This window comes from Gluconacetobacter sp. (assembly GCF_047721585.1).
Taxonomy (GTDB): domain Bacteria; phylum Pseudomonadota; class Alphaproteobacteria; order Acetobacterales; family Acetobacteraceae; genus Gluconacetobacter; species Gluconacetobacter dulcium.
In genome coordinates this window covers 1-19,781 of record NZ_JBDNXE010000028.1, presented here as the reverse complement: position 1 = coordinate 19,781, position 19,781 = coordinate 1, and the positions used below count along the sequence as shown (strand labels likewise).

Below are 19,781 nucleotides of genomic sequence, written 5' to 3'. Positions count from 1 at the left end.
GGGAATGGAATTGACGCGGGCACGCACGGTTCAGGCGCCCCCCCTGGGATGCGATCCGGCCGATCTGGCGCAGGTCGAGGCGGTGGTGAGCGCGTCGGGGACCTCGTTCGGCAAGGGGATGCGTATCCTGCCGCCCGACCGGCGCTACGGCATGTATGCCGTCTATGCCTTCTGCCGGCTGGTGGACGATGTGGCGGACGACGAAGGCGCGGTCGATGACAAGGAAGCGCGGCTGGAAGCCTGGCGGCAGCGGATCGCCGGGCTGTATGAAGGCCGGACCGACGATGCGCTGGACCGGGTGCTGGCGGTGGTGATCGCCCGTTTTTCGCTGCGGCAGGCGGATTTCGACGCGGTGATCGACGGGATGATGATGGATGCGCGCGGCCCCGTCGTCGCGCCGGACGAGGCGACGTTCGACCTGTATTGCGACCGGGTGGCCTCGGCGGTGGGGCGCCTGTCGGTGCGGGTGTTCGGCGATGCGTCGGAAGAGGCCGACCGTGTGGCGTACCATCTGGGCCGCGCCTTGCAGATTACCAATATCCTGCGTGACGTGGCGGAGGATTCGCGGCTCGGCCGGCTGTATCTGCCGCGCGAATTGCTGACCCGCTTCAACGTGCCGCTGGACCCCGCGCGGGCGCCGCGTGCCCAGGGGCTGGAAGGTGTGTGCCGGGTGCTGGCAGGGCGGGCGCGCGACCATTTCCGTGCCGCGCATCGGGCAATGGCGCGCTGCAACCGGCTGGCGATGCGGCCGGCCCGCCTGATGGGGGCGACCTACGGCGCGATTCTGACGGCGCAGGAGCGGCAGGGCTGGCGCCATCCGGAACGGCGGGTGTCGCTCTCGCGGCCGCGCAAGCTGCTGATCGCCGCCCGCGCCCTGGTGGGATAGGACGATGGCGGGGCATGTCCATATCGTCGGTGGCGGGCTGGCCGGCCTGTCGGCGGCGGTCGAACTGGCGGGCAGCGGCGGGCGGCTGACGGTCTACGAGGCCGGGCCGGCCTGTGGCGGGCGGGCGCGGTCCTATCACGACCGGCATCTCGGCTGCCGGATCGACAATGGCAACCATCTGCTGCTGTCGGCCAACGATGCGGTGTTCCGCTATCTGGGCCTGATCGGCGCGGAGAAGACGCTGGTCGGTCCCGATCGGCCGATCTTTCCCTTCGTCGATCTGGGGGATCGCGCGCGCTGGACGCTGGATCTGTCGCGCGGGCTGCTCCCGTTCTGGCTGTTTTCGGCGCATCGGCGCGTGCCGGGCATGCGGCTGGGCGAGGTCCGGTCGCTGATGCGGCTGATGCGGGCCGGACCGGACCAGACGGTGGCGGAGTGTCTGTTGCCGGGCATGCTCTCGACCCGTCTGCTGGAACCGTTCGCGATTTCGGCCCTGAACACGCTGTGCGAGACCGGCAGCGCCGCCCTGCTGGGGGCGGTGATCCGCGAAAGCCTGGCCAAGGGGGGGCGGGCCTGCCTGCCGCGTTTCCCTGCCGTCGGCCTGTCGGAGAGTTTCGTCGATCCGGCGCTGGACCATCTGGCGCTGATGAAGGCGGAGGTGCGTACCGGGTGCCGCGTGTCGGGCATTACGACCGCCGATGGCCGTGCCACCGGCCTGCGCCTGCCGGACGGCGACGTGACGCTGGACGGGGACGATAGGCTCATCATGGCCGTGACGGCGCCCGTGGCGGCCGATCTGCTGGGGGACGTGCTGCCGGACCTGCGCGTGCCCGATGCGTTCGAAAGCATCGTCAATGTCCATTTCCGGCTCGATCCGGCGCCTGTGGCCCTTGGGGCGCTGGGGCGTGCCCGCTTTATCGGTGTCGTCGGCGGGATCAGCGAGTGGGTGTTCGTCAAGGACGATATCCTGTCGGTGACCGTCAGCGCCGCCAACCGCTATGCCGACCGGGACAATGACGAACTGGCGGCCGTGATCTGGAACGAGGTTCGCGCGGCGGTGGAACCGGCCCTGGCGCGACCCCTGCCGCTGGACATGCCCCCCATGCGCATGGTGCGTGAGCGGCGCGCCACCTTCGCCGCGACCCCGGCCCAGGAGCGGTTGCGACCGCCGGTGCGCACCGCGCTGGACAACCTGTTTCTGGCTGGGGACTGGACGGCGACGGGATTGCCCGCGACAATCGAAGGTGCGATCAGGTCCGGCGTGACCGCGGCCCGGGCCGCCCGCGACCCTCTCCGGCGATGAGCCAGCCGCCGGAATTGTGAATGGCTGGCATTTTGGACAGGTCCCGCCGATGGGGCGGGAGACAATGGAATGATGGTGAACGCGACCGATACCCTTGAACGTCCTTCCGCCGGTGCGGCGGACCCGGTGGTGCCGATGATCGAAATCGACCAGGCGGTCGATTCCGCCCACGCGGCACTGGGCCGCCGGCAGAACGATGACGGGCACTGGGTGTTCGAGCTTGAGGCCGATGCCACCATTCCGGCGGAATATGTTCTGCTGGAGCATTATCTGGATCGGATCGAGCCGGATCTGGAGGCGCGGATCGGCGTCTATCTGCGGCGTATCCAGGGCGATCATGGCGGCTGGCCGCTGTATCACGGCGGCAGGTTCGATCTTTCGGCGACCGTGAAAGCCTATTTCGCGCTGAAGGCGATCGGCGACGACATCGACGCGCCGCACATGGCGCGGGCGCGGGCGGCGATCCTGGACCATGGCGGGGCGGAGCGCAGCAACGTCTTTACCCGCTTCCAGCTTGCGCTGTTCGGCGAGGTGCCCTGGCACGCGACGCCGGCCATGCCGGTGGAACTGATGCTGCTGCCGCGCAAGGCGCTGTTTTCGGTCTGGAACATGTCCTACTGGTCGCGGACGGTGATCGCGCCGCTGCTGGTGCTGGCGGCGCTGAGGCCGCGCGCGGTCAATCCGCGCGACGTGCATGTGCCCGAACTGTTCGTCACCCCGCCCGCGCAGGTGCGGGACTGGATTCGTGGCCCCTACCGGTCGACGCTGGGCCGGGTGTTCAAATATGTGGACAAGGTGGTGCGGCCCGGCGAGCGGCTGATCCCCGAGGCGACGCGGCGCCGGGCGATCAAGGCGGCGGTCGATTTCATCGAGCCGCGTCTGAACGGGGTGGACGGGCTGGGCGCGATCTATCCCGCCATGGCCAATTCCGTGATGATGTATCGCGTGCTGGGCGTGCCCGACAGCGACCCGCGCGCCGCGACGGCGTGGGAGTCGGTGCGGCGGCTGCTGGTGGAGAATGGGGACGAGGCCTATTGCCAGCCCTGCGTCTCGCCGATCTGGGATACCGGCCTGGCCGGCCATGCGATGATCGAGGCGGCCTCCGGCCCCGATGGCATCCGCCCCCACGAGACGAAGAAGAAGCTGGCCGCCGCTGCGGAGTGGCTGCGGAGCCGGCAGATCCTGGACGTGAAGGGTGACTGGGCGATCAATTGCCCCGATGTGGCGCCGGGAGGCTGGGCCTTCCAGTACAACAACGATTATTACCCGGACGTGGATGACACCGCCGTGGTCGGCATGCTGCTGCATCGCGAGGGCGATCCGGCCCATCATGATGCGATCGAGCGTGCGCGCCAGTGGATACTGGGCATGCAGAGCACCAACGGCGGTTGGGGCGCGTTCGATATCGACAATAATATGGATTTTCTGAACCATATTCCGTTTGCCGATCATGGTGCGCTGCTGGACCCGCCGACCGCCGACGTGACCGCGCGCTGCGTCTCGTTCCTGGCCCAGCTTGGCCATCCCGAGGATCGGCCGATGATCGAGCGGGCGGTCGCTTATCTGCGCTCCGACCAGGAGGCCGAGGGGTGCTGGTTCGGCCGCTGGGGCACCAACTACATCTACGGCACATGGTCGGTGCTGTGCGCGCTGAACGCGGCCGGCGTGTCGCATGACGATCCGGCCATCGTGCGCGCGGTGGACTGGCTGCGCTCCGTCCAGCGTGAGGATGGTGGCTGGGGCGAGGATTGCGCCACTTTCGAGGGCGCGACGCCGGGCCTCTATACCGAGAGCCTGCCGTCGCAGACCGCGTGGGCGACGCTGGGCCTGATGGCCGCCGGCCTGCGCGACGACCCCGCCGTGGCGCGGGGCATGGCCTATCTGGCCCGTACCCAGAAGGAAGACGGGGAATGGGACGAGGAGCCGTATAATGCCGTCGGTTTCCCCAAGGTTTTCTATCTGCGCTACCATGGTTATCGGCAGTTCTTCCCGCTGATGGCGCTGTCGCGCTACCGCAACCTGGAGTCCAGCAACACCCGCCGCGTCGCGTTCGGTTTCTGAGCGTGACCGGGCCTGATGTGCCGCCGGCCGCGTGCCTGGGCGTCGTGGTGGGGATGGAGGCCGAGGCTGCTCTGGTCCGGGCCGCGATGCCAGCCGCGCGCGTCGGCATCAGCGGGGCCACGGCCGAGGGGGCGCGCGCCGCCGTCGATGATCTGGTGCGGCAGGGGGTGGAGGCGCTGCTTTCCTTCGGGCTGGCGGCTGGTCTTGACCCCGATCTGCGGCCCGGTGCGGTGCTGGTGCCCCGGCATGTGCGGCTGCCCGATGGGCGGCTGCTGGCGGCGGCGCCCTGGCTGCTTGCGTGGCTGGGCGATGGACGGCCCGACCGGGTGAGCACCGATCTGCTGCACAGCGACGACATTGTGGCGACCGCCGGGCGCAAGGGCGCGTTGTTCCGGAGTACCGGTTGCGCCGGGCTGGATATGGAAAGCGGGTTTGTCGCCGAGGGTGCGGTACGGGCGGGTCTGCCGTTCGCCGTGCTGCGGGTGGTGTGCGACCCGGCCGGCCGTTCGCTGCCGCCGGCGGCGGTGCTGGCGTTGCAGCCTGATGGCGGGATCGGGCTGGGGGGCATTCTGCTGAGTGTGTTGCGTCGGCCGGTGCAGATTCCCGCGTTGATCGCCCTGGGGCGTGACGCGGCGCAGGCGCGGGCGCGGGCTGTGCAGGTGTTGCGGGATATTGCCTAAGGTCTTCTTTTTCTGAAGAAAAAGAAGCAAAAAGACTTTTTCTCGTTCGGGGGCATCGTATGGCGCAAACACACGGCTCCTGACCGAATCAAAGTTTTTTGGTTCTTTTTTTCAAAAAAGAACAACAACGAGCCCCCAGGAATCTTGATACGGGTCAATGATCCTTGTCCCTGCCGGACGTTAGGATGCGTGGCATAGCGGATAGCAAGGAAACGGGGCTTCCATGGCGACGGCAATTCTGGCGCTCAATGCCGGTTCTTCCAGCGTAAAATTCACCCTGTTTCATCAGGAGCCGGGAGCCGAGGCGCGCCGGATCGCGCATGGGCAACTGGAAGGGTTGAACACCCACCCGCATTTTCGGGCCACCGGTGCCGATGGTGCGGTGTTGATCGACCAGACGTGGCCGGCGCCCGCCCCCGAAGGTGAAGACCCGCACCATGGCCCGGTCGCCTGCCTGCTGGACTGGGTGACCTCTCATCTGGGCGATGTGCCGCTTCTGGGGGTGGGGCACCGTGTGGTGCATGGCGGGGCTGAATTCGCGGCGCCCATCCGCATCACGCCCGAGACGCTCGCGCGGCTGGAGGCGCTGACGCCGCTGGCGCCGCTGCATCAGCCGGCCAGCCTGGGGCCGATCCGCGTACTGCTGGCGTTGCAGCCCGACCTGCCGCAGATCGCCTGTTTCGATACCGCGTTTCATCACACGCTGCCCGACACTGCGACGCGCCTGCCCCTGCCGGCCAGCTATGGGGCGAAGGGTGTGCGGCGCTATGGCTTCCATGGCCTGTCCTATGAATATATCGCCTCCTGCCTGCCTCGCCTGTCGCCCCGGCTGGCGGCGGGGCGGACGATTGTCGCGCATCTGGGCAATGGTGCCAGCCTGTGCGCCATGGCGGCGGGGCGCAGCACGGAGACCACGATGGGGTTTTCGGTTCTCGACGGGCTGGTGATGGGCACGCGCTGCGGGCAGATCGACCCTGGCGTGCTGTTGTACATGATGCGCGCCGAAGGGCTGGATGCGGCGGGGATCGAGAAGGTGCTGTATCATCAGGCCGGCCTGCTGGGTGTGTCGGGTGTATCCAGCGACGTGCGGGATTTGCAGGAGCGTGCGGCGGGCGACGCGGCGGCCCGCGAGGCGCTGGAGATGTTCACTTATCGGCTGGTGCAGCAGATCGGGGCCATGATCCCGGTGCTGGGCGGGCTGGACGGGCTGGTCTTTACCGCCGGGATCGGCGAGCATGACGCCGCCATGCGGCAGGCGGCCTGTGCCCGCCTGGCCTGGCTGGGCGTGCGGCTGGACCAGGCCGCCAATGATGCCCATGCGGCCGTGATCAGCACGCCGGACAGCACGGTGGAGGTGCGGGTGATCCCGACGGATGAGGAAAGCATGATCCGGCGCCACGTCGTGGCCAGTCTCACGCAGGCATAGTCCGGCACAGGATAGTCCGGCACAGGCATGATGCCGCCGGCAACGTCACAAAGGAAAGGAACGAAAATGAACGAGCCCCTTTCGGAGGTTCCGTCGGTCGCGCCTCTTTCGGAAACTGAACTCGCCCTGTTCAACCGCTGGTGGCATGCGGCCAACTACCTGTCCGTCGGCCAGATCTATCTGATGGCCAACCCGCTGCTGCGCGAACCGCTGCAACTGGAGCATACCAAGCCGCGCCTGCTGGGCCATTGGGGCACCACGCCGGGGCTGAATTTCCTCTGGCTGCATCTCAACCGCATCATCCGGGCGCGCGAGACTTCGGTGCTCTTCATCGCCGGGCCGGGGCATGGGGCGCCGGGCCTGATCGCCAGCACCTATCTGGAAGGCACCTACAGCGAATATTTCCCTGAGGTGTCGCAGGATCTGGACGGGCTGGGACGGCTGATGAAGCAGTTCTCGTTCCCCGGCGGCATTCCCAGCCATGCGGCCGCCACCACGCCGGGTTCGATCCATGAGGGTGGCGAACTCGGTTATTCGCTTTCCCACGCTTATGGCGCGGCGTTCGACAACCCGGATCTGGTCGTCGCCTGTGTGATCGGTGATGGCGAGGCGGAAACCGGGCCGCTGGCGACTTCGTGGCACAGCAACAAATTCGTCGATCCGGCGACGGATGGCGCGGTGCTGCCGATCCTGCATCTGAATGGCTACAAGATCGCCAATCCGACGATCCTGGCCCGCATTGCGCCGCGGGAACTGGCGGCGCTGCTGCGTGGCTACGGCTATGATCCGATCTTCGTCGAAGGGCATGATCCCGACCCGATGCACCAGAAGATGGCGGCGGCCATGGATCTGGCGTTCGACCGCATTGCCGCCATCCAGAAGGCGGCACGGGAGGATGGCAAGACGGAACGCCCCGCCTGGCCGATGATCGTGCTGCGCAGCCCCAAGGGCTGGACCGGCCCCAAGGAGATCGACGGGCTGCGGACCGAGGGCTACTGGCGCTCGCATCAGGTTCCGTTCTCCGACCTGACGCATCCGGGGCATCTTCAGGCGTTGGAGACCTGGTTGCGCAGCTACCGGCCGGACGATCTGTTCGACGAGTCCGGTCGGTTGTTCCCCGAGATCGCGGCCCTCGCCCCTTCGGGCACGCTGCGCATGAGTGCCAATCCGCATGCCAATGGCGGCCAGTTGAAGCGCCCGCTGCGGTTGCCCGATATTGCCGATTATGCGGTTGCCGTCACCAGTCCGGGACACGAGACCGGCGAGAGCACGCGCGTGATGGGCGAATGGCTGCGCGACGTGATGAAGCTGAACCTGGAGGCGCGCAATTTCCGGGTGCTGTCGCCGGACGAGAACAACTCCAACCGTCTGAACGCGGTGCTGGATGTCACCAACCGGGCGTGGAACGCCGAGACGTTCGATTACGACGACCATCTGGCGCGCGATGGCCATGTGATGGAGATCCTGAGCGAGCATACCTGCCAGGGATGGCTGGAAGGCTATCTGCTGACCGGGCGGCACGGCTTCCTGTCCTGCTACGAGGCCTTCATCCACATCGTCGATTCGATGGTGAACCAGCATGCCAAATGGTTGAAGACGGCGGCCGAGGTGCCGTGGCGCCGGTCGATCGCGTCGCTGAACTACCTGCTGACCTCGCATGTCTGGCGCCAGGACCATAACGGCTTCAGTCATCAGGATCCCGGCTTCATCGACCATGTGATCAACAAGAAGGCCGAATTTGTCCGCGTCTATCTGCCGCCCGATGCCAATACCCTGCTGTGGACGACGGCGCATTGCCTGCAAAGCTGGGACCGCATCAATGTGATCGTGGCCGGCAAGCAGCCGGAGCCGCAGTGGCTGGGACTGGATGATGCGATCCGCCATTGCGAGGCGGGCATCGGCATCTGGGAATGGGCCAGCAACGACAAGGGTGGCACGCCCGATGTGGTGATGGCCTGTGCTGGCGATGTGCCGACGCTGGAGACACTGGCGGCGGTGAAGCTGCTGCGCGAGCATGCGCCGGACCTGAAGGTGCGCGTGATCAACGTCGTGGACCTGATGACGCTGGATTCCCCCAGCCAGCATCCGCATGGGCTGGACGATGCCAGTTTCGATGCGCTGTTCACCCTCGACCGGCCGGTGATCTTTGCCTTCCATGGTTATCCGCAACTGATTCACAAGCTGATCTATCGCCGGGCGAACGCGCGGAATTTCCATGTCCACGGTTTCCGCGAGGAAGGATCGACCACGACGCCGTTCGACATGGTGGTGCGTAACCATCTCGACCGGTTCCATCTGGTGTCGAACGTGATCGACCGCGTGCCGGGGCTGGCCACACGGGCCGCCTATGCCAAGCAGGCGATCCGCGACAAGCTGGTCGATCACACCCGCTATATCGCGGAACATGGTCGTGACCTGCCGGAAATCGAAGCCTGGCGCTGGTCGTAGAGCAGAGCCTGTTTGAATGCGTGCGTTCGAACAGGTAAAAAACTCGTAAAAACAATAAACTAGAGCATTTCCACCGAACCGATTTTCGGTGGAAATGCTCTAGACCTGCCGGTTACGCGGGTGGCCACGGGATGTCGTTGAGTGCGGCGGTCGCCTCCGTTACATGACATCCCGCCGCAGGATTTACGGCATATGCTTCTAGAGCCATATCCGTTCACACTGGTTCACGGATATGGCTCTAGATTATTGATTTTTCGAGCATCATGAGAACGGCGCGGAAGGGCGGCTCTGAGCCGTTGGTCCGGACTATCGGGCAATCTGATCCGACATTCGGTTGGCCGCCGTTGCTTTTATTGACCGACTGCTACAGTTCTCTATCGTTCCATATGGGTGTTTATTTTTGTCAAAATACGGGTTCTAAAGGATTCATTGATATCCATTTCCTCCCCGAATTCACGCGCTAAAGAGAATGCGTATTCAAGGACCATTTTTATACATTTCTCTTTATAGTCGACATTCTCTGTATATTTTAACATGCCACCTTCGTAACATATGCGGTCTTCTACGTCATTGTCATTTGGGGTCTGGTTAAAGAACCATTTATTTTCAAGTATTTCTTTTGGGTTCCTTAGGAGTGTGTTGAGGGGGGCTATATAATGAGAGCCAGTGCCCTTATCTACCTCCCTTTTTCCTGCGGCGGTTATTTTTAGACGCATCACGATCCATTTATATATGTCCTGCCATCCGGACCGGCGTGGATAATGTGATATACACAAATTTGAGCCACCGAAGTAATCTAATTCTTTGTTATTTCGATAGGCAGTATGATTACCCTCGTGTATATGGATATTTCCAGAGAGTTGACCTCTTACCACAACCTTGAAAACACCGATCTCCTCTCTCATCCGCCATGTCATTCTGTTTGGCACGATGATTTCGTCCTTGTTATCCAGGACCGTATCTTTGTAATTCCTCATCGGGAGCAGCATTGATTCAAAATGACCTGGAACGGACACGATAAAGTCCTTCATGCCATTGATACGCCCGCGCATATCGATAAATTCGTCGGCATCCAGAAAAAATACCCAGTTTGCCTTTAATTTTTGAGAAGCATAATTGTAAAGGAAAGTATTCCTTCCGCGCTCATCTGAAACAACGCTGTCGCATTCGATCAAAGTTATCGGAAAACCATCAGATATCAATGACTTGATTATATATAAGGTTTTGTCTTGGCTTCCATCATCAAGGATAACAAAATGATCTATAAAGCTTCTGTGGTGACGAATATTTGCTTCTATAATGTCATCCTCGTTGAGGATACGCATTACCGCCGTTAAATTCATTAATTTACCTCCTGTGGAGTATAAAATAAGTATTTATTTTATTTTTACACATTTGCGTCTGAGCATACAGCGCATACTTTAACAAATCCTTTCAGTTCTCTGATCGCGTATAAAAAATCACCACAGTAAAAATATCGTTTTTTATGATGAAGTCCGGCTTCTACGCAGCCCTGACGAGTGACCATATCTTGATTGCCAGCCACGGATTTTGCCTGCGCGCGCAGACATGCTTTCGGAACATTTCACCTGTTTGAATGCACATATTCAGACCGGGCCTGCTCTAGGCTCATATCCGTTCACGCTGGTTCACAGATATGGCACTAGATTATTGATTTTTCGAGCATCTTTATCCGACCGGATGAGTCCATCTGGTCGGATAAAGATGCTCTAGTTATGGAGAATGGCCAAGCCAAGAGCGTCGTTCCATCTCTTGCCGTTGAAGGTGACGGCGATACCTGTTTGCCTGTCATTGGATGGTTGTAATGTTGAATAGCAATCGGGACAAAAAACCACCTCACCTGTATCGGCTTTGGCAGGGAGGGATGCGAATGAAACCTTTCGCAAGGGCAGAGAAAAATTGCAAGATGAAGAATGTGATGAGGCTTGATGCTTCATGCTGCCATCATCATCTGTTTGTAGCTTTTTGTATATGCCGTTTTCTTGTACGAATAATTGATGAGTGACGGGATTGTTGATCAGAAAACCATCGGGGTGTTTCTGGCTCCATATATCGTCGTTTTCTGGGAAATTTGGTAGATATAGCCCCTTTTGGAAATAGGAATTTTTTAAGAAAAATAGGCTTCCCGTTTCTGAATCTATTTTCAGTGATATGGATTCTTTGGATTTTATTTCCAATGACTTGTTCTGCGTATCAGATACAAATGAAAATGCATTCGAGTTTCCGATGCTGATTTTCTGGTCATCCGGTATGTTTAGACCATAATAAAACAGGCCCGTACCGGAGTTCGCGTCCAGACCGAATGATTTCTTGCCTCCGACTGTGAATTCCAGATTGCCGTTATGGGAGTTATATTTTTGTGTGGTCGTACCGTCGCTGCTATATGTAAGATTCATATTGTCACCCATCCAGATCACGGGAGGGCAATGTGCGCCGGCCTGGTCGGTCTGGCACATTGGCTTTGCCTCGCGTAGATCTATCGCAGACGTGGAGAATTTCCCGTCCAGCATCAGAGTTTTTCCATAATATGCATCGTCGCTGTTTGTGCCGATCAGCAGCCCCTGGGAGACGGACATCGGGCTTCCATGGTGCAGGGAGTCGATGACTAGCAGGGCGAGCGTGCGATTGTTGGGCGCTCCGCCGGTTGTATCCAGGCCGTCCGCATAAATATCCGCTTCAAGGGCGCCCATTCCTCCTGAACGAGAGGATGCCTCTTCTGTATCGTCTTTGGCAACGGCGGTCAGGGCTGTGATGGATGATCGCGGACCCTGGTGATCGAGCAAAGCATCGGGAGGACGCTCTACAACAAAATTCCCAGAGGAATTTACGGGACCGTCATAGGCGGAGGTAATCATCCAGTTCGTTTGACAATAGAAACTCTCCTTTGTCCGGATTGCAGACTCATGGCAGCGTCCTAGGAGACCGGCAATCTGGTTATATCTTTCGTGAGGTGTTTCGATATCTCTCTGGAAAGATAACGAAGGAGGGGAATTTTCCCTCTGATTTCCTCGGAGCAATATAAAAAGGGGAAAATTTATTGGTGTGGGCGATACAGATTCCGGATTTTTCCAGAAAGACGATATTTCATGTAAAGGGTTATTTTTTTTCTGCAGATATGATTTGTTTTTTTGGAAATCGGTATCAACGAATTGTACATTATGACGCAAGAGCTTCGATGTGAAATCATGTGCCTCCGCGTTCTGTATTGATAAAATAAGAGAATATAAAAATATTATTCGTGTTTTCATGATTTCTGTGCCTTGCCGTCCATCATGTCATTTTACAGTCCATCTCTCTCATCTGTCTGACGAATTTTTTGCGGCTATATATTGAATAATCGGTTCTTTTTTTGCATTTCGCTCCAATGTTTTCCGTTTTCTCTATAGGTATAGTGTTTGTAGATTTCAAATCCACAGCTTGAAGCGTGATCCATGGTTATGAGTTTAACCATGTCTTTATATTCGTAGAATATATCTGTCTTGCTGAATATCGTGTCCATTATCGCTTGTGTTCCGGTCAAGTGGAATATTTCATAAGGCACATAATCTTTTGTTGTATTTTCCTTTTCGTAGTGATCTTCCAGGTTCAGGAATATTCTCTTTAAAATCGATTTCAGAATAAAGCTGCGCGATCTTCCTGCTATTACCGTATTCATGACGTTTATGATGTCCTGATCGTTTCTTTCCCATCCTTTTCCGAACAGAAGAACATCATAAGTGGAGAGTTTTTCCAGCGTCGAGGGAAGCAGGTGCGATTCTCTTTCTGCTATCCCGGTATGTGCATCGACATACATTCCACCGTATTCGAGGAGGAGAATAATCCGGGCGACGTCGGACCTGGCGGCTGGTATCGTTATGGAAGTGTATATTTTTCTCAGTCGTTCGCTCTTGATCAGGCCGATGACGTCGCTGTCGGAAAATACTTTAAATTCAGGAAAGTACCGGTTCCACTCCTCTTTTGAATGCGGGTATCGTATTTCCGGATGGGACCAATATGTGAATATCATTTTCGATATCTTTCTTTATATGAATATTGTTTCTGGTTCTGTTTTTTTTCTTGTTGTAACGCTAGGTATTCATTCGAGCAGCGATTCCAGAATGCGCAGATATGTAATCTTACTGTTTTCCATGAAGATTCGGTGAATCGTATTCCGGCGTAGCATGTGCCATAGCGTCTCGTCGGTGTAGGCTAGGCTCAGGACGTCAGCGAATGCTTCTGGGGCGTTGACGGGTGCGCAGGCGAGATCCGATCCGGCGGTCCAGCCGATCTGCTGGCAGAGGAGGTCGGTGGCGACGATGGGAAGGCCGTGGGCGGCGGCTTCGTGAATCTTGTAGGGAATGCCCGCCGCGAAGCGGGTCGGGGCGATGAAGACGCGGTGCGATTCATAGAGTAGGCCCAGGTCTTCGACGAAGCCGAGCAGGTCGAAGCGTGGGTGCGTCAGGATCGAAGCGAGGTCGATGCCCTCCGCGAGATGGCCCGCGACGCGGATCCGGGCCTCGGGGGGGAGAAGGTGGCCATATTCGGGTAGAACTTGGTCGTTCAGCCATGTCAGCGCGTCCAGATTGGGGGAGTGCGGGTTCTGGATCGCGCCGACGAACAGGACGTGTGCGCGGGCGGCGAAGGGACGGGGCTGCGGGGCAGGCGTTTTGACATGGCCCAGTACCGCGACCGCGCGATGCACCTCCGGGGCGAGCAGGTCGGCTTCGGCCTGGCTGACGGCCACGAACCGGTCGATGAAATCGGTGGCGCGGAATTCATGGCGCAGCATGGCTGCCAGCGTGGGCAGGTCTGGCCGGTTCTCCAACTGCATCCGGCCCCGTTCGCGTAGCGAGGCGATGGCCTCGGTGTCGAGAATGATGCGGCAGTCCGTGAGCGCGGCGCGGCAGGCGGCGATGATCGGGCGCAGGCGGGCGGCATTATGGGTCCGGCCGATCCACAGGACATCGTAATAGCCCGATCGGGCGTGCAGGAAGGCGTCCAGGTCGGCGATTCCACGGTCCCAGATGATTTCCGCGCGGTCGGGCAGGTCGCGATAACGGCCCGCCGGGGCCTCGCGCGGTGGGAAGACCGGATAGACGGTCACATGCAGGCCCAGATCCTCGACCATCAGGCGCACGATGTCGTTCGAGCGGGGAAAGCCGGCGCCGATGGCCGGTTGGGGCAGGTAATCTTCGATGAACAGGACGTGTTTTTGTGTTCTCGCGCTGGTGCGTGCCCTCAGCAGGTTCGCGCTGTCGCGCGTGTAGTACCCCTCGATCTCGTCGCGGTGTCTGTGGAAGAACCTGCCGATATTCCGGCCCAGGATGGTGTCGATGTCCGCCGGATTACCGCTGCCGGACTCGTAATGCAGCACGGCTACGTCGGGGTCGTAGAGCACGTCGAAGCCTTGCTGGCGGATCCGGACGCAGAGGTCGGTGTCCTCGTAATAGGCCGGGCTGAAATGCGGATCGAAGCCGTGCAGCGCCTTGGCCAGTTCGGTACGGACCATCAGGAATGCGCCGGAGCAGAAATCGACCGCCCGCGCGTAATTGGCTTCGGGGCAGAGTGGGGAGGCGTCGCGCAGGTAGCCCGATGTGGTGCCGTCATTCCAGATGATGCTGCCCGCTTCCTGAAGCCGGCCGGTGGTGCGGATCAGCTTCGCGCCCACGGCACCGGTACGGGCCTCCTGCCGCAGGCGGTGTAGTGCGGCCGCGATCGCGCCGGGGAAAATCTCGACATCGTTGTTCAGGAACAGGACATAGGGTGCGGCAACCCGTGCGAGCCCGGCGTTGGAGCCGGCGAGGAAGCCGATATTTTCCGCCAGCCGGACGATATCGAGCCCGTGGACATACCGCTCGATCCGGCGGGTCTCGTCTCGCGAAGCGCCATCGACCAGGATCACCTGCACCGGCCCCGGACAGGCGGCCCGCAGCGAGGACAGCGCGGTCATGGTGAAGGCGAACTGGTCGTGGACGACCATGACGACGCTGAAATCGGGAAGGTCGCAGGAAAAATCGAGTGGGCGGGCCATCAGGGTGCTGGTGCGTGCATCGGCCAGCAGGCGAAAGGCGCGGCGGCAATGCAGCTCGGCGCTCTCCGCAGGTTTCTCGCCGTCCGGCAGCGCGCCGGAGAGGGCGGCATAGGCGGCGAAGGGGGTAGGGTAACACCCTCGGCCGATCGCCTCGATCACGCCGGGGTCTTTCGCATAGGCGGCGAGATCGACCTGCGGATGGGGACGGCGTGCTTCCTGCTGGCCGTATCGCAGGAAATGCGCGTAGCCGTTGCGGAAAGCGCCCGTCGCGACGGCATGGGCCACGTCCGGATGGCTGGTTGCATAGAACCGTTCGGAGAAGAACGGCAGGGGATCGAAAGTGGCTGGCGTCGTGGTGATCAGGTAATGGCGCAGGGGATGGCCCCATTCCGGCATCCGGTCCGAGACGGTGGGATAGGCCCGCAGATACCAGGCGGGATCGAAGAACCAGGATGTCCGACGGGAGGCGTTCTCTGGCGCGTGCAGGTTTTCCATGAAGGCGACGAATGGGCCGAGCCGCGTGTCATGGAGGAAATCCGGGTTTTCCTTGAGGAAGAGCGAGGTGGAAAAGAACAGGGAGGCGTCCCGGCCTTCCCTTGCGCCGTAGGACAGGAAATGATCGTAGCCGTTGCGCAGGCCGTGATGTTCGACTTCTTCGAGCGACAGGCCGAGTTGGGTTTCCCGATAGAAGAGTTCGTCGAAGAAACCGTTCGGATTGCGGTCGCTGAAGCCTTCCGCGCAATAATGGGCGAAGCCTGACGGGACCTCGTGTGCGTGAATGGCCTCGTCTATGTCGGCATAGGCCTGGCGATACCATTCCTCGTCGAAGAACGGGTTGGGGGAATGACCCAGGGGTTCGCCGCATTCCTTGTAGAAGGCCAGGATGTCCGCCTCGTCCCGCAGGTCGGCGACGGCGGGGATGAAGGCGTAGCGGCGGCGATACCACGCGGTGTCGAACCGCCACCATGCGGGCTTCGCGGCCGGTTGTTCCGCCGGCTGGTCCATGGGCGTCATGATCGCGTCCTTGTCGTCGGCCTGGGTCACTGGATGCGGAGCAGCCAGGGTGTCAGCAGCACGGTGGCCAGGGAGGCGATGGGCAGGTGCAACGGCACCGTCAGGCCGGTGCCCGTTGCCCTGACGCGCGCGGCCGGCGCGCCGATATCGAAGGTGATGACCGGCACATTCTGCCGCCAGAACTCGGTCAGGATATAGGACCAGGTTTCCGGCCAGATCGCGGGCAGGAAACCCCAGTCGCACGGGTGGCGCCGGATCAGGGCGGCCAGTTCGTGCTCGCCATAGCGGCCGGTGATCTCGACGACGCCGGTGGCCAGCAGCCTTGGATCGTCACAGGTGTAGCCGATGATGACGAAGCGCAGCGGCAGGTCGTGGTCCGCGACATGGCGGGCCAGCGCGAGCAGGATATTATAGCCCTTCTCGACCCCGATGGCACCGATCAGGAGGATGCGCCGTATCTCGTCCGGTGCCTTCGGCAGGAAGGTCGCGGGACGCGTGGGGACGGGCGGTTCCCACTGGGCCAGGGTGATCGGGGCGTCGATGTGGCGGCGATAGCGGTCCGCGACGTCCTGGCAGGAGGCGATGATGCCGTCGGCGCGCCGGAACAGATCGTCGCTCAGGTCGCGCAGCAACTCCAGGGGGGCGTCGTCGCTGTTCAGGGGCCCCAGATCGGCGATGCAGCGCAGGCAGACATCGCGCGCCGGTTCGCCGCAATAGAGATTGTTGTGCGACACCAGCGTGATGCGCGGACAGAACCAGGAATAATCATGCAGATACACGACATAGTCGATGCCGCTGCGCGAGACCCAGTGCACGTCGCGGATTCCGGCCCCGATATAGCTGTGGATTTCGATCCGGTTGCATCCCAGATCGAGCAGCAGCGTGCGCAGCTCCGCGCCCTTTCGCGGCGCGGTGATGTTCGGATAATCCTCCGGCAGGAAGGGGATGATCGTCCAGCCCGTGTCTCCGTTGCCTGAACGGTGGGGTGAGAGGATCAGCGGCACATGGCCGGCGGCCAGGTTTTCGCCCGCGCGCTCGGTCACGAAACGCTGGACGCCGCCTTGGCGGTCGTGGGTCAGCAGCGCCACGACGGGGCGCCCGGCGATGGCGTGGCGCAGGCGGGAAAGGTCGAGATTCCGGCGGAAGGGGCGTAGCGGATCGCGCGCCTGCCAGACCTGGACCATCCGGTCATATCCGGGGTGCAGGCCGTTGAGGGTCGCCAGGTTGCGGCGGATCAGGTCGTTTCGGACGGCGCTGAAGGATTGTCCTTCCGCGTGGCCGACGAAGGTTTGCAGGCAGACCACATGCCGCCAGCCCAGGGCGGCGGCGCGGCGGCTGAAATCATTTTCCTCGCCATAGCCTTGTGCGAAGACGTCTTCGCGCAGCAGGCCGGTCTGATGCAGGCAATCGGCGCGGATATACATGCAATAGCCGTGCGCGGTCGGAACGTCGATCAGGGCGTCGTTCTCGCATGCCGCGATGCGCTCCGCCGTCTCGACGACTTCTTCATAGGCTGGCACGGGATTCTGGCCGTTTGCATTCGGGTAGCTGAAAATCGTTGCGGCGTTGGAGAGCGGTGTGGCGGTGCCGATATCGGGCGCGCGATAGACGGTGCGCCGCAAGGCCGCGATCCAGTGCGGAGGGGGCAGCGTGTCGCTGTTCAGGAGAATGGCGTCTTCATCCCGCTCCACCGCGCGCAGGCCGCGATTGGCGGAAAAGGTGAAGCCGCCATTGCGGGCGTTGGTCAGGACCGTGACGCCATCGAGCCCGGCCAGTGTGTCGAGAAAGGCGGTGATCCGTTCATCGGGCGAGCAGTCATTGACGATGACTACTCGTTCGTTCGGCCCACGATGCTGGAGGACCAGCGTGATGCATGCGCGGGTGACTTCGTAGCCGCGATAGACGGGAATGATGACCGCGACCTGACGGGCAGGGATCGTGGGGGCGGCGGCCTCGGGCAGCGTGAAGCGGGGGGTGTAGAGGGTCGGGAACGGCTGGTTGAAACGGGGCTTTACCGCCGTGGGATGTGCGCTGGGGAATAATGTGGCGACCCATTCCGCCTGGGTGCGGGCGTAGCGCCCGCCGGCGAGAGGGTCGAGTGGGCTGCCGTAGAAGGCGCGGCCGAAGCGGTCGGTGACCTTGACCGCCGGCGTCCGGGCGCCCAGGAGGTCCTGCCATGGAATGACGAAGTCGGTGCGCGGCTTTTCGGGCAGGAGCAGTTCGTCATCGGGCTGCCCGACCGTTGCGTCGAACAGCATGTGGTCGTCCTGGGCGGCGCGCACATGGATCTGGTCGGCGGCTCCCGGATTGTTGGGGTAACGGCACCACCCGCTCAGTCCCTCGGCCGTGCCCTCGATGAATCCTTCGAAGGCCCAGACTGTCCGGCTGTCGATGCCGCTACCCAGCAGGCCGCGACCCTCCTGAAGAATGTCGATGCGCGGCAGGTGGGGCGGCAGGATAAAATTACTGATTTCCCAGACCTGATAGCCAGGAGGGTGGGTCAGCAAGGCCAGGTCGGCGGGGCGTTCCTTTCCGTCATGGGACAGGACGAGGTTGCGGGCGGCGTGATCCGGCAGGCCGACGACGAGGCGCCCGTCGGGCAGCATGGCGCACCATCCCGAACAGCGATTGGCTTCGGCGACGGCGCTGAAGAGGGAAAAGGCGATATCGGGAAAAATGACGGCGGTTTCGCGCAGGAGAGCCCGGAGTTCGGCAAAGGCGCGATCGTGGGCGCCGAAACGCATACGGGTGATCAGCAGGAAAAACCGCGCCAGTGGCGAGAGGGTGACCGAAGAGAGAAATTCGAAAGCCTCCGAAGCGCGTGGCTCGTGCAGTGCCAGGCGGCAGAAGCCGATACCCAGCGTGATGTCGCGCGCGCTTGGATGCGATCGTTGCAGATATTCCAGCCGGGGCAGGATGGATTCCGGGGTTTGCGGAATGCCTTCCAGTTCTTCGTGGCGAGACGAAAGAACGTCGCCGTACCGGGCGGAGATGTCCCGCACGAAGCCGTCGATCGTCGTCTCCATTATGCGGTCGGCTTGTCCGGTCATGGGGACGTCAGGCGGCGCAGAAGCCGCGCCAGGTGTCATAGACCGGTTCGAGCGCCTTGGAGGGGGCCCGTAACTCGGCGCGGCCGACATTCAGCCAATGCATTTTGCCGTTGGTCCATTCGCCGCGCAGGACGGAGGCGGCGACATCGGGGTTATTCTTCAGGTACCATTTTTCGTCGAATTCCTTGCCGTCGGTGTCGCGGCCTTCGAAGAAACCGACCTGGATGAAATGGTCATGGCCGCTTTTCAGTTCGCCGCGATGGATCGCGGCATCCACATCGGGATTCGCCCGCAGATAGGCCGCTTCGTCGAACGGTACGGTCCTGAGGTAGGTGGTTATCAGGAATTTGAAAACATCTTCTGGAATAACGACTTTTCCATTTTCAGTTTTCGTTAAACGTTTAACTGAAGAATAAAGAATCACGATATTTCTCCAGAGAAAGAGTCCGTAAAATGGATATTTCTTTCTCTGGATACCGACTTGAAGTAAATATAAGGTAAAATTTTTCACCATTCTGCGCATGAAGCCGGATATCTCCCGGGGTTTTCATGCGGATAAAGAGTGAAGATTTAATAAAGATATGGTTTTTATTTCTTCGCGGCTATGTGAAGAATGAGGCGTGCGTCAGCCTGGGGCCTTTTGTATAAAAACAAGGGCGATATCATTATGCCGGATAATCAGGCTGACACCGGGGCTGAACGCAACGGGAGCGGCATGTTCGGTCGGCCTTTCTTCCTTGTCAGGACAGAAAGAAAGGCGATCCGATTACTCCTTGAAGGCGCGGGCGAGGATATTCTGCTTTTCCAGCGAGACGGGTAGCGCGGTTGCGGTCACGGCCGCGCCCTGCCAGCCCGCCCCCATGGCGGTGTAGAGATTGACCG

Annotated in this window: 12 protein-coding genes; 6 read left to right on the top strand and 6 right to left on the bottom strand. The window is 60.9% G+C overall.

The window, feature by feature from the left end; genetic code table 11:
- Nucleotides 1–4 precede the first annotated feature (4 nt).
- From hpnD to ABF821_RS07385, 6 genes are all read left to right on the top strand, one after another.
- Entirely contained in the window at nt 5–886 is an 882-nt protein-coding gene (gene hpnD / locus ABF821_RS07410) for a presqualene diphosphate synthase HpnD (RefSeq protein WP_182975530.1), read from the top strand.
- 4 nt (nt 887–890) lie between these two features.
- On the top strand, nt 891–2,189 hold the full coding sequence (hpnE, locus tag ABF821_RS07405) for a hydroxysqualene dehydroxylase HpnE (protein ID WP_182975531.1): 1,299 nt from the start codon (nt 891–893) through the stop codon (nt 2,187–2,189).
- A 135-nt stretch (nt 2,190–2,324) separates the two neighbouring features.
- Entirely contained in the window at nt 2,325–4,250 is a 1,926-nt protein-coding gene (gene shc, locus ABF821_RS07400; protein WP_415529579.1) for a squalene--hopene cyclase, read from the top strand.
- A 53-nt stretch (nt 4,251–4,303) separates the two neighbouring features.
- Nucleotides 4,304–4,930 carry a hypothetical protein gene (locus ABF821_RS07395; RefSeq protein WP_182975545.1) on the top strand — a complete coding sequence of 209 codons (627 nt, stop codon included), beginning with the start codon at nt 4,304–4,306 and terminating at the stop codon, nt 4,928–4,930.
- Nucleotides 4,931–5,153: 223 nt separating this feature from the next.
- On the top strand, nt 5,154–6,356 hold the full coding sequence (locus ABF821_RS07390; protein WP_415529567.1) for an acetate/propionate family kinase: 1,203 nt from the start codon (nt 5,154–5,156) through the stop codon (nt 6,354–6,356).
- 66 nt (nt 6,357–6,422) lie between these two features.
- On the top strand, nt 6,423–8,804 hold the full coding sequence (locus ABF821_RS07385) for a phosphoketolase (RefSeq protein ID WP_182975534.1): 2,382 nt from the start codon (nt 6,423–6,425) through the stop codon (nt 8,802–8,804).
- 374 nt (nt 8,805–9,178) lie between these two features.
- Here ABF821_RS07385 and ABF821_RS07380 read toward each other — a convergent pair whose 3' ends face one another.
- The 6 genes from ABF821_RS07380 to ABF821_RS07355 all read right to left on the bottom strand — a co-directional run bounded on the left by ABF821_RS07380 (nt 9,179) and on the right by ABF821_RS07355 (nt 19,323).
- Entirely contained in the window at nt 9,179–10,147 is a 969-nt protein-coding gene (locus ABF821_RS07380) for a glycosyltransferase family 2 protein (RefSeq protein WP_415529566.1), read from the bottom strand.
- A gap of 387 nt (nt 10,148–10,534) precedes the next feature.
- On the bottom strand, nt 10,535–12,073 hold the full coding sequence (locus tag ABF821_RS07375) for a hypothetical protein (RefSeq protein ID WP_415529565.1): 1,539 nt from the start codon (nt 12,071–12,073) through the stop codon (nt 10,535–10,537).
- A gap of 74 nt (nt 12,074–12,147) precedes the next feature.
- Nucleotides 12,148–12,831: a glycosyltransferase gene (locus tag ABF821_RS07370; protein ID WP_182975537.1), complete on the bottom strand. Its 684-nt coding sequence runs from the start codon at nt 12,829–12,831 to the stop codon at nt 12,148–12,150.
- 69 nt (nt 12,832–12,900) lie between these two features.
- Nucleotides 12,901–15,879: a glycosyltransferase gene (locus ABF821_RS07365; protein WP_415529564.1), complete on the bottom strand. Its 2,979-nt coding sequence runs from the start codon at nt 15,877–15,879 to the stop codon at nt 12,901–12,903.
- Nucleotides 15,876–18,899: a glycosyltransferase gene (locus ABF821_RS07360; protein ID WP_415529563.1), complete on the bottom strand. Its 3,024-nt coding sequence runs from the start codon at nt 18,897–18,899 to the stop codon at nt 15,876–15,878. Before ABF821_RS07360 ends, ABF821_RS07365 begins: the two co-directional genes overlap by 4 nt.
- A 7-nt stretch (nt 18,900–18,906) precedes the next feature.
- Nucleotides 18,907–19,323: a hypothetical protein gene (locus tag ABF821_RS07355; RefSeq protein WP_182975540.1), complete on the bottom strand. Its 417-nt coding sequence runs from the start codon at nt 19,321–19,323 to the stop codon at nt 18,907–18,909.
- Nucleotides 19,324–19,781: the final 458 nt, after the last annotated feature.

Coding starts and splice junctions, on each gene's coding strand:
- ABF821_RS07375 (WP_415529565.1), bottom strand. CDS start 12,073: ATGAAAACACGAATAATATTTTTATATTCTCTTATTTTATCAATACAG.
- ABF821_RS07360 (WP_415529563.1), bottom strand. CDS start 18,899: ATGACCGGACAAGCCGACCGCATAATGGAGACGACGATCGACGGCTTC.
- hpnD (WP_182975530.1), top strand. CDS start 5: ATGGAATTGACGCGGGCACGCACGGTTCAGGCGCCCCCCCTGGGATGC.
- ABF821_RS07370 (WP_182975537.1), bottom strand. CDS start 12,831: ATGATATTCACATATTGGTCCCATCCGGAAATACGATACCCGCATTCA.
- ABF821_RS07395 (WP_182975545.1), top strand. CDS start 4,304: ATGGAGGCCGAGGCTGCTCTGGTCCGGGCCGCGATGCCAGCCGCGCGC.
- hpnE (WP_182975531.1), top strand. CDS start 891: ATGGCGGGGCATGTCCATATCGTCGGTGGCGGGCTGGCCGGCCTGTCG.
- shc (WP_415529579.1), top strand. CDS start 2,325: ATGATCGAAATCGACCAGGCGGTCGATTCCGCCCACGCGGCACTGGGC.
- ABF821_RS07380 (WP_415529566.1), bottom strand. CDS start 10,147: ATGAATTTAACGGCGGTAATGCGTATCCTCAACGAGGATGACATTATA.
- ABF821_RS07385 (WP_182975534.1), top strand. CDS start 6,423: ATGAACGAGCCCCTTTCGGAGGTTCCGTCGGTCGCGCCTCTTTCGGAA.
- ABF821_RS07390 (WP_415529567.1), top strand. CDS start 5,154: ATGGCGACGGCAATTCTGGCGCTCAATGCCGGTTCTTCCAGCGTAAAA.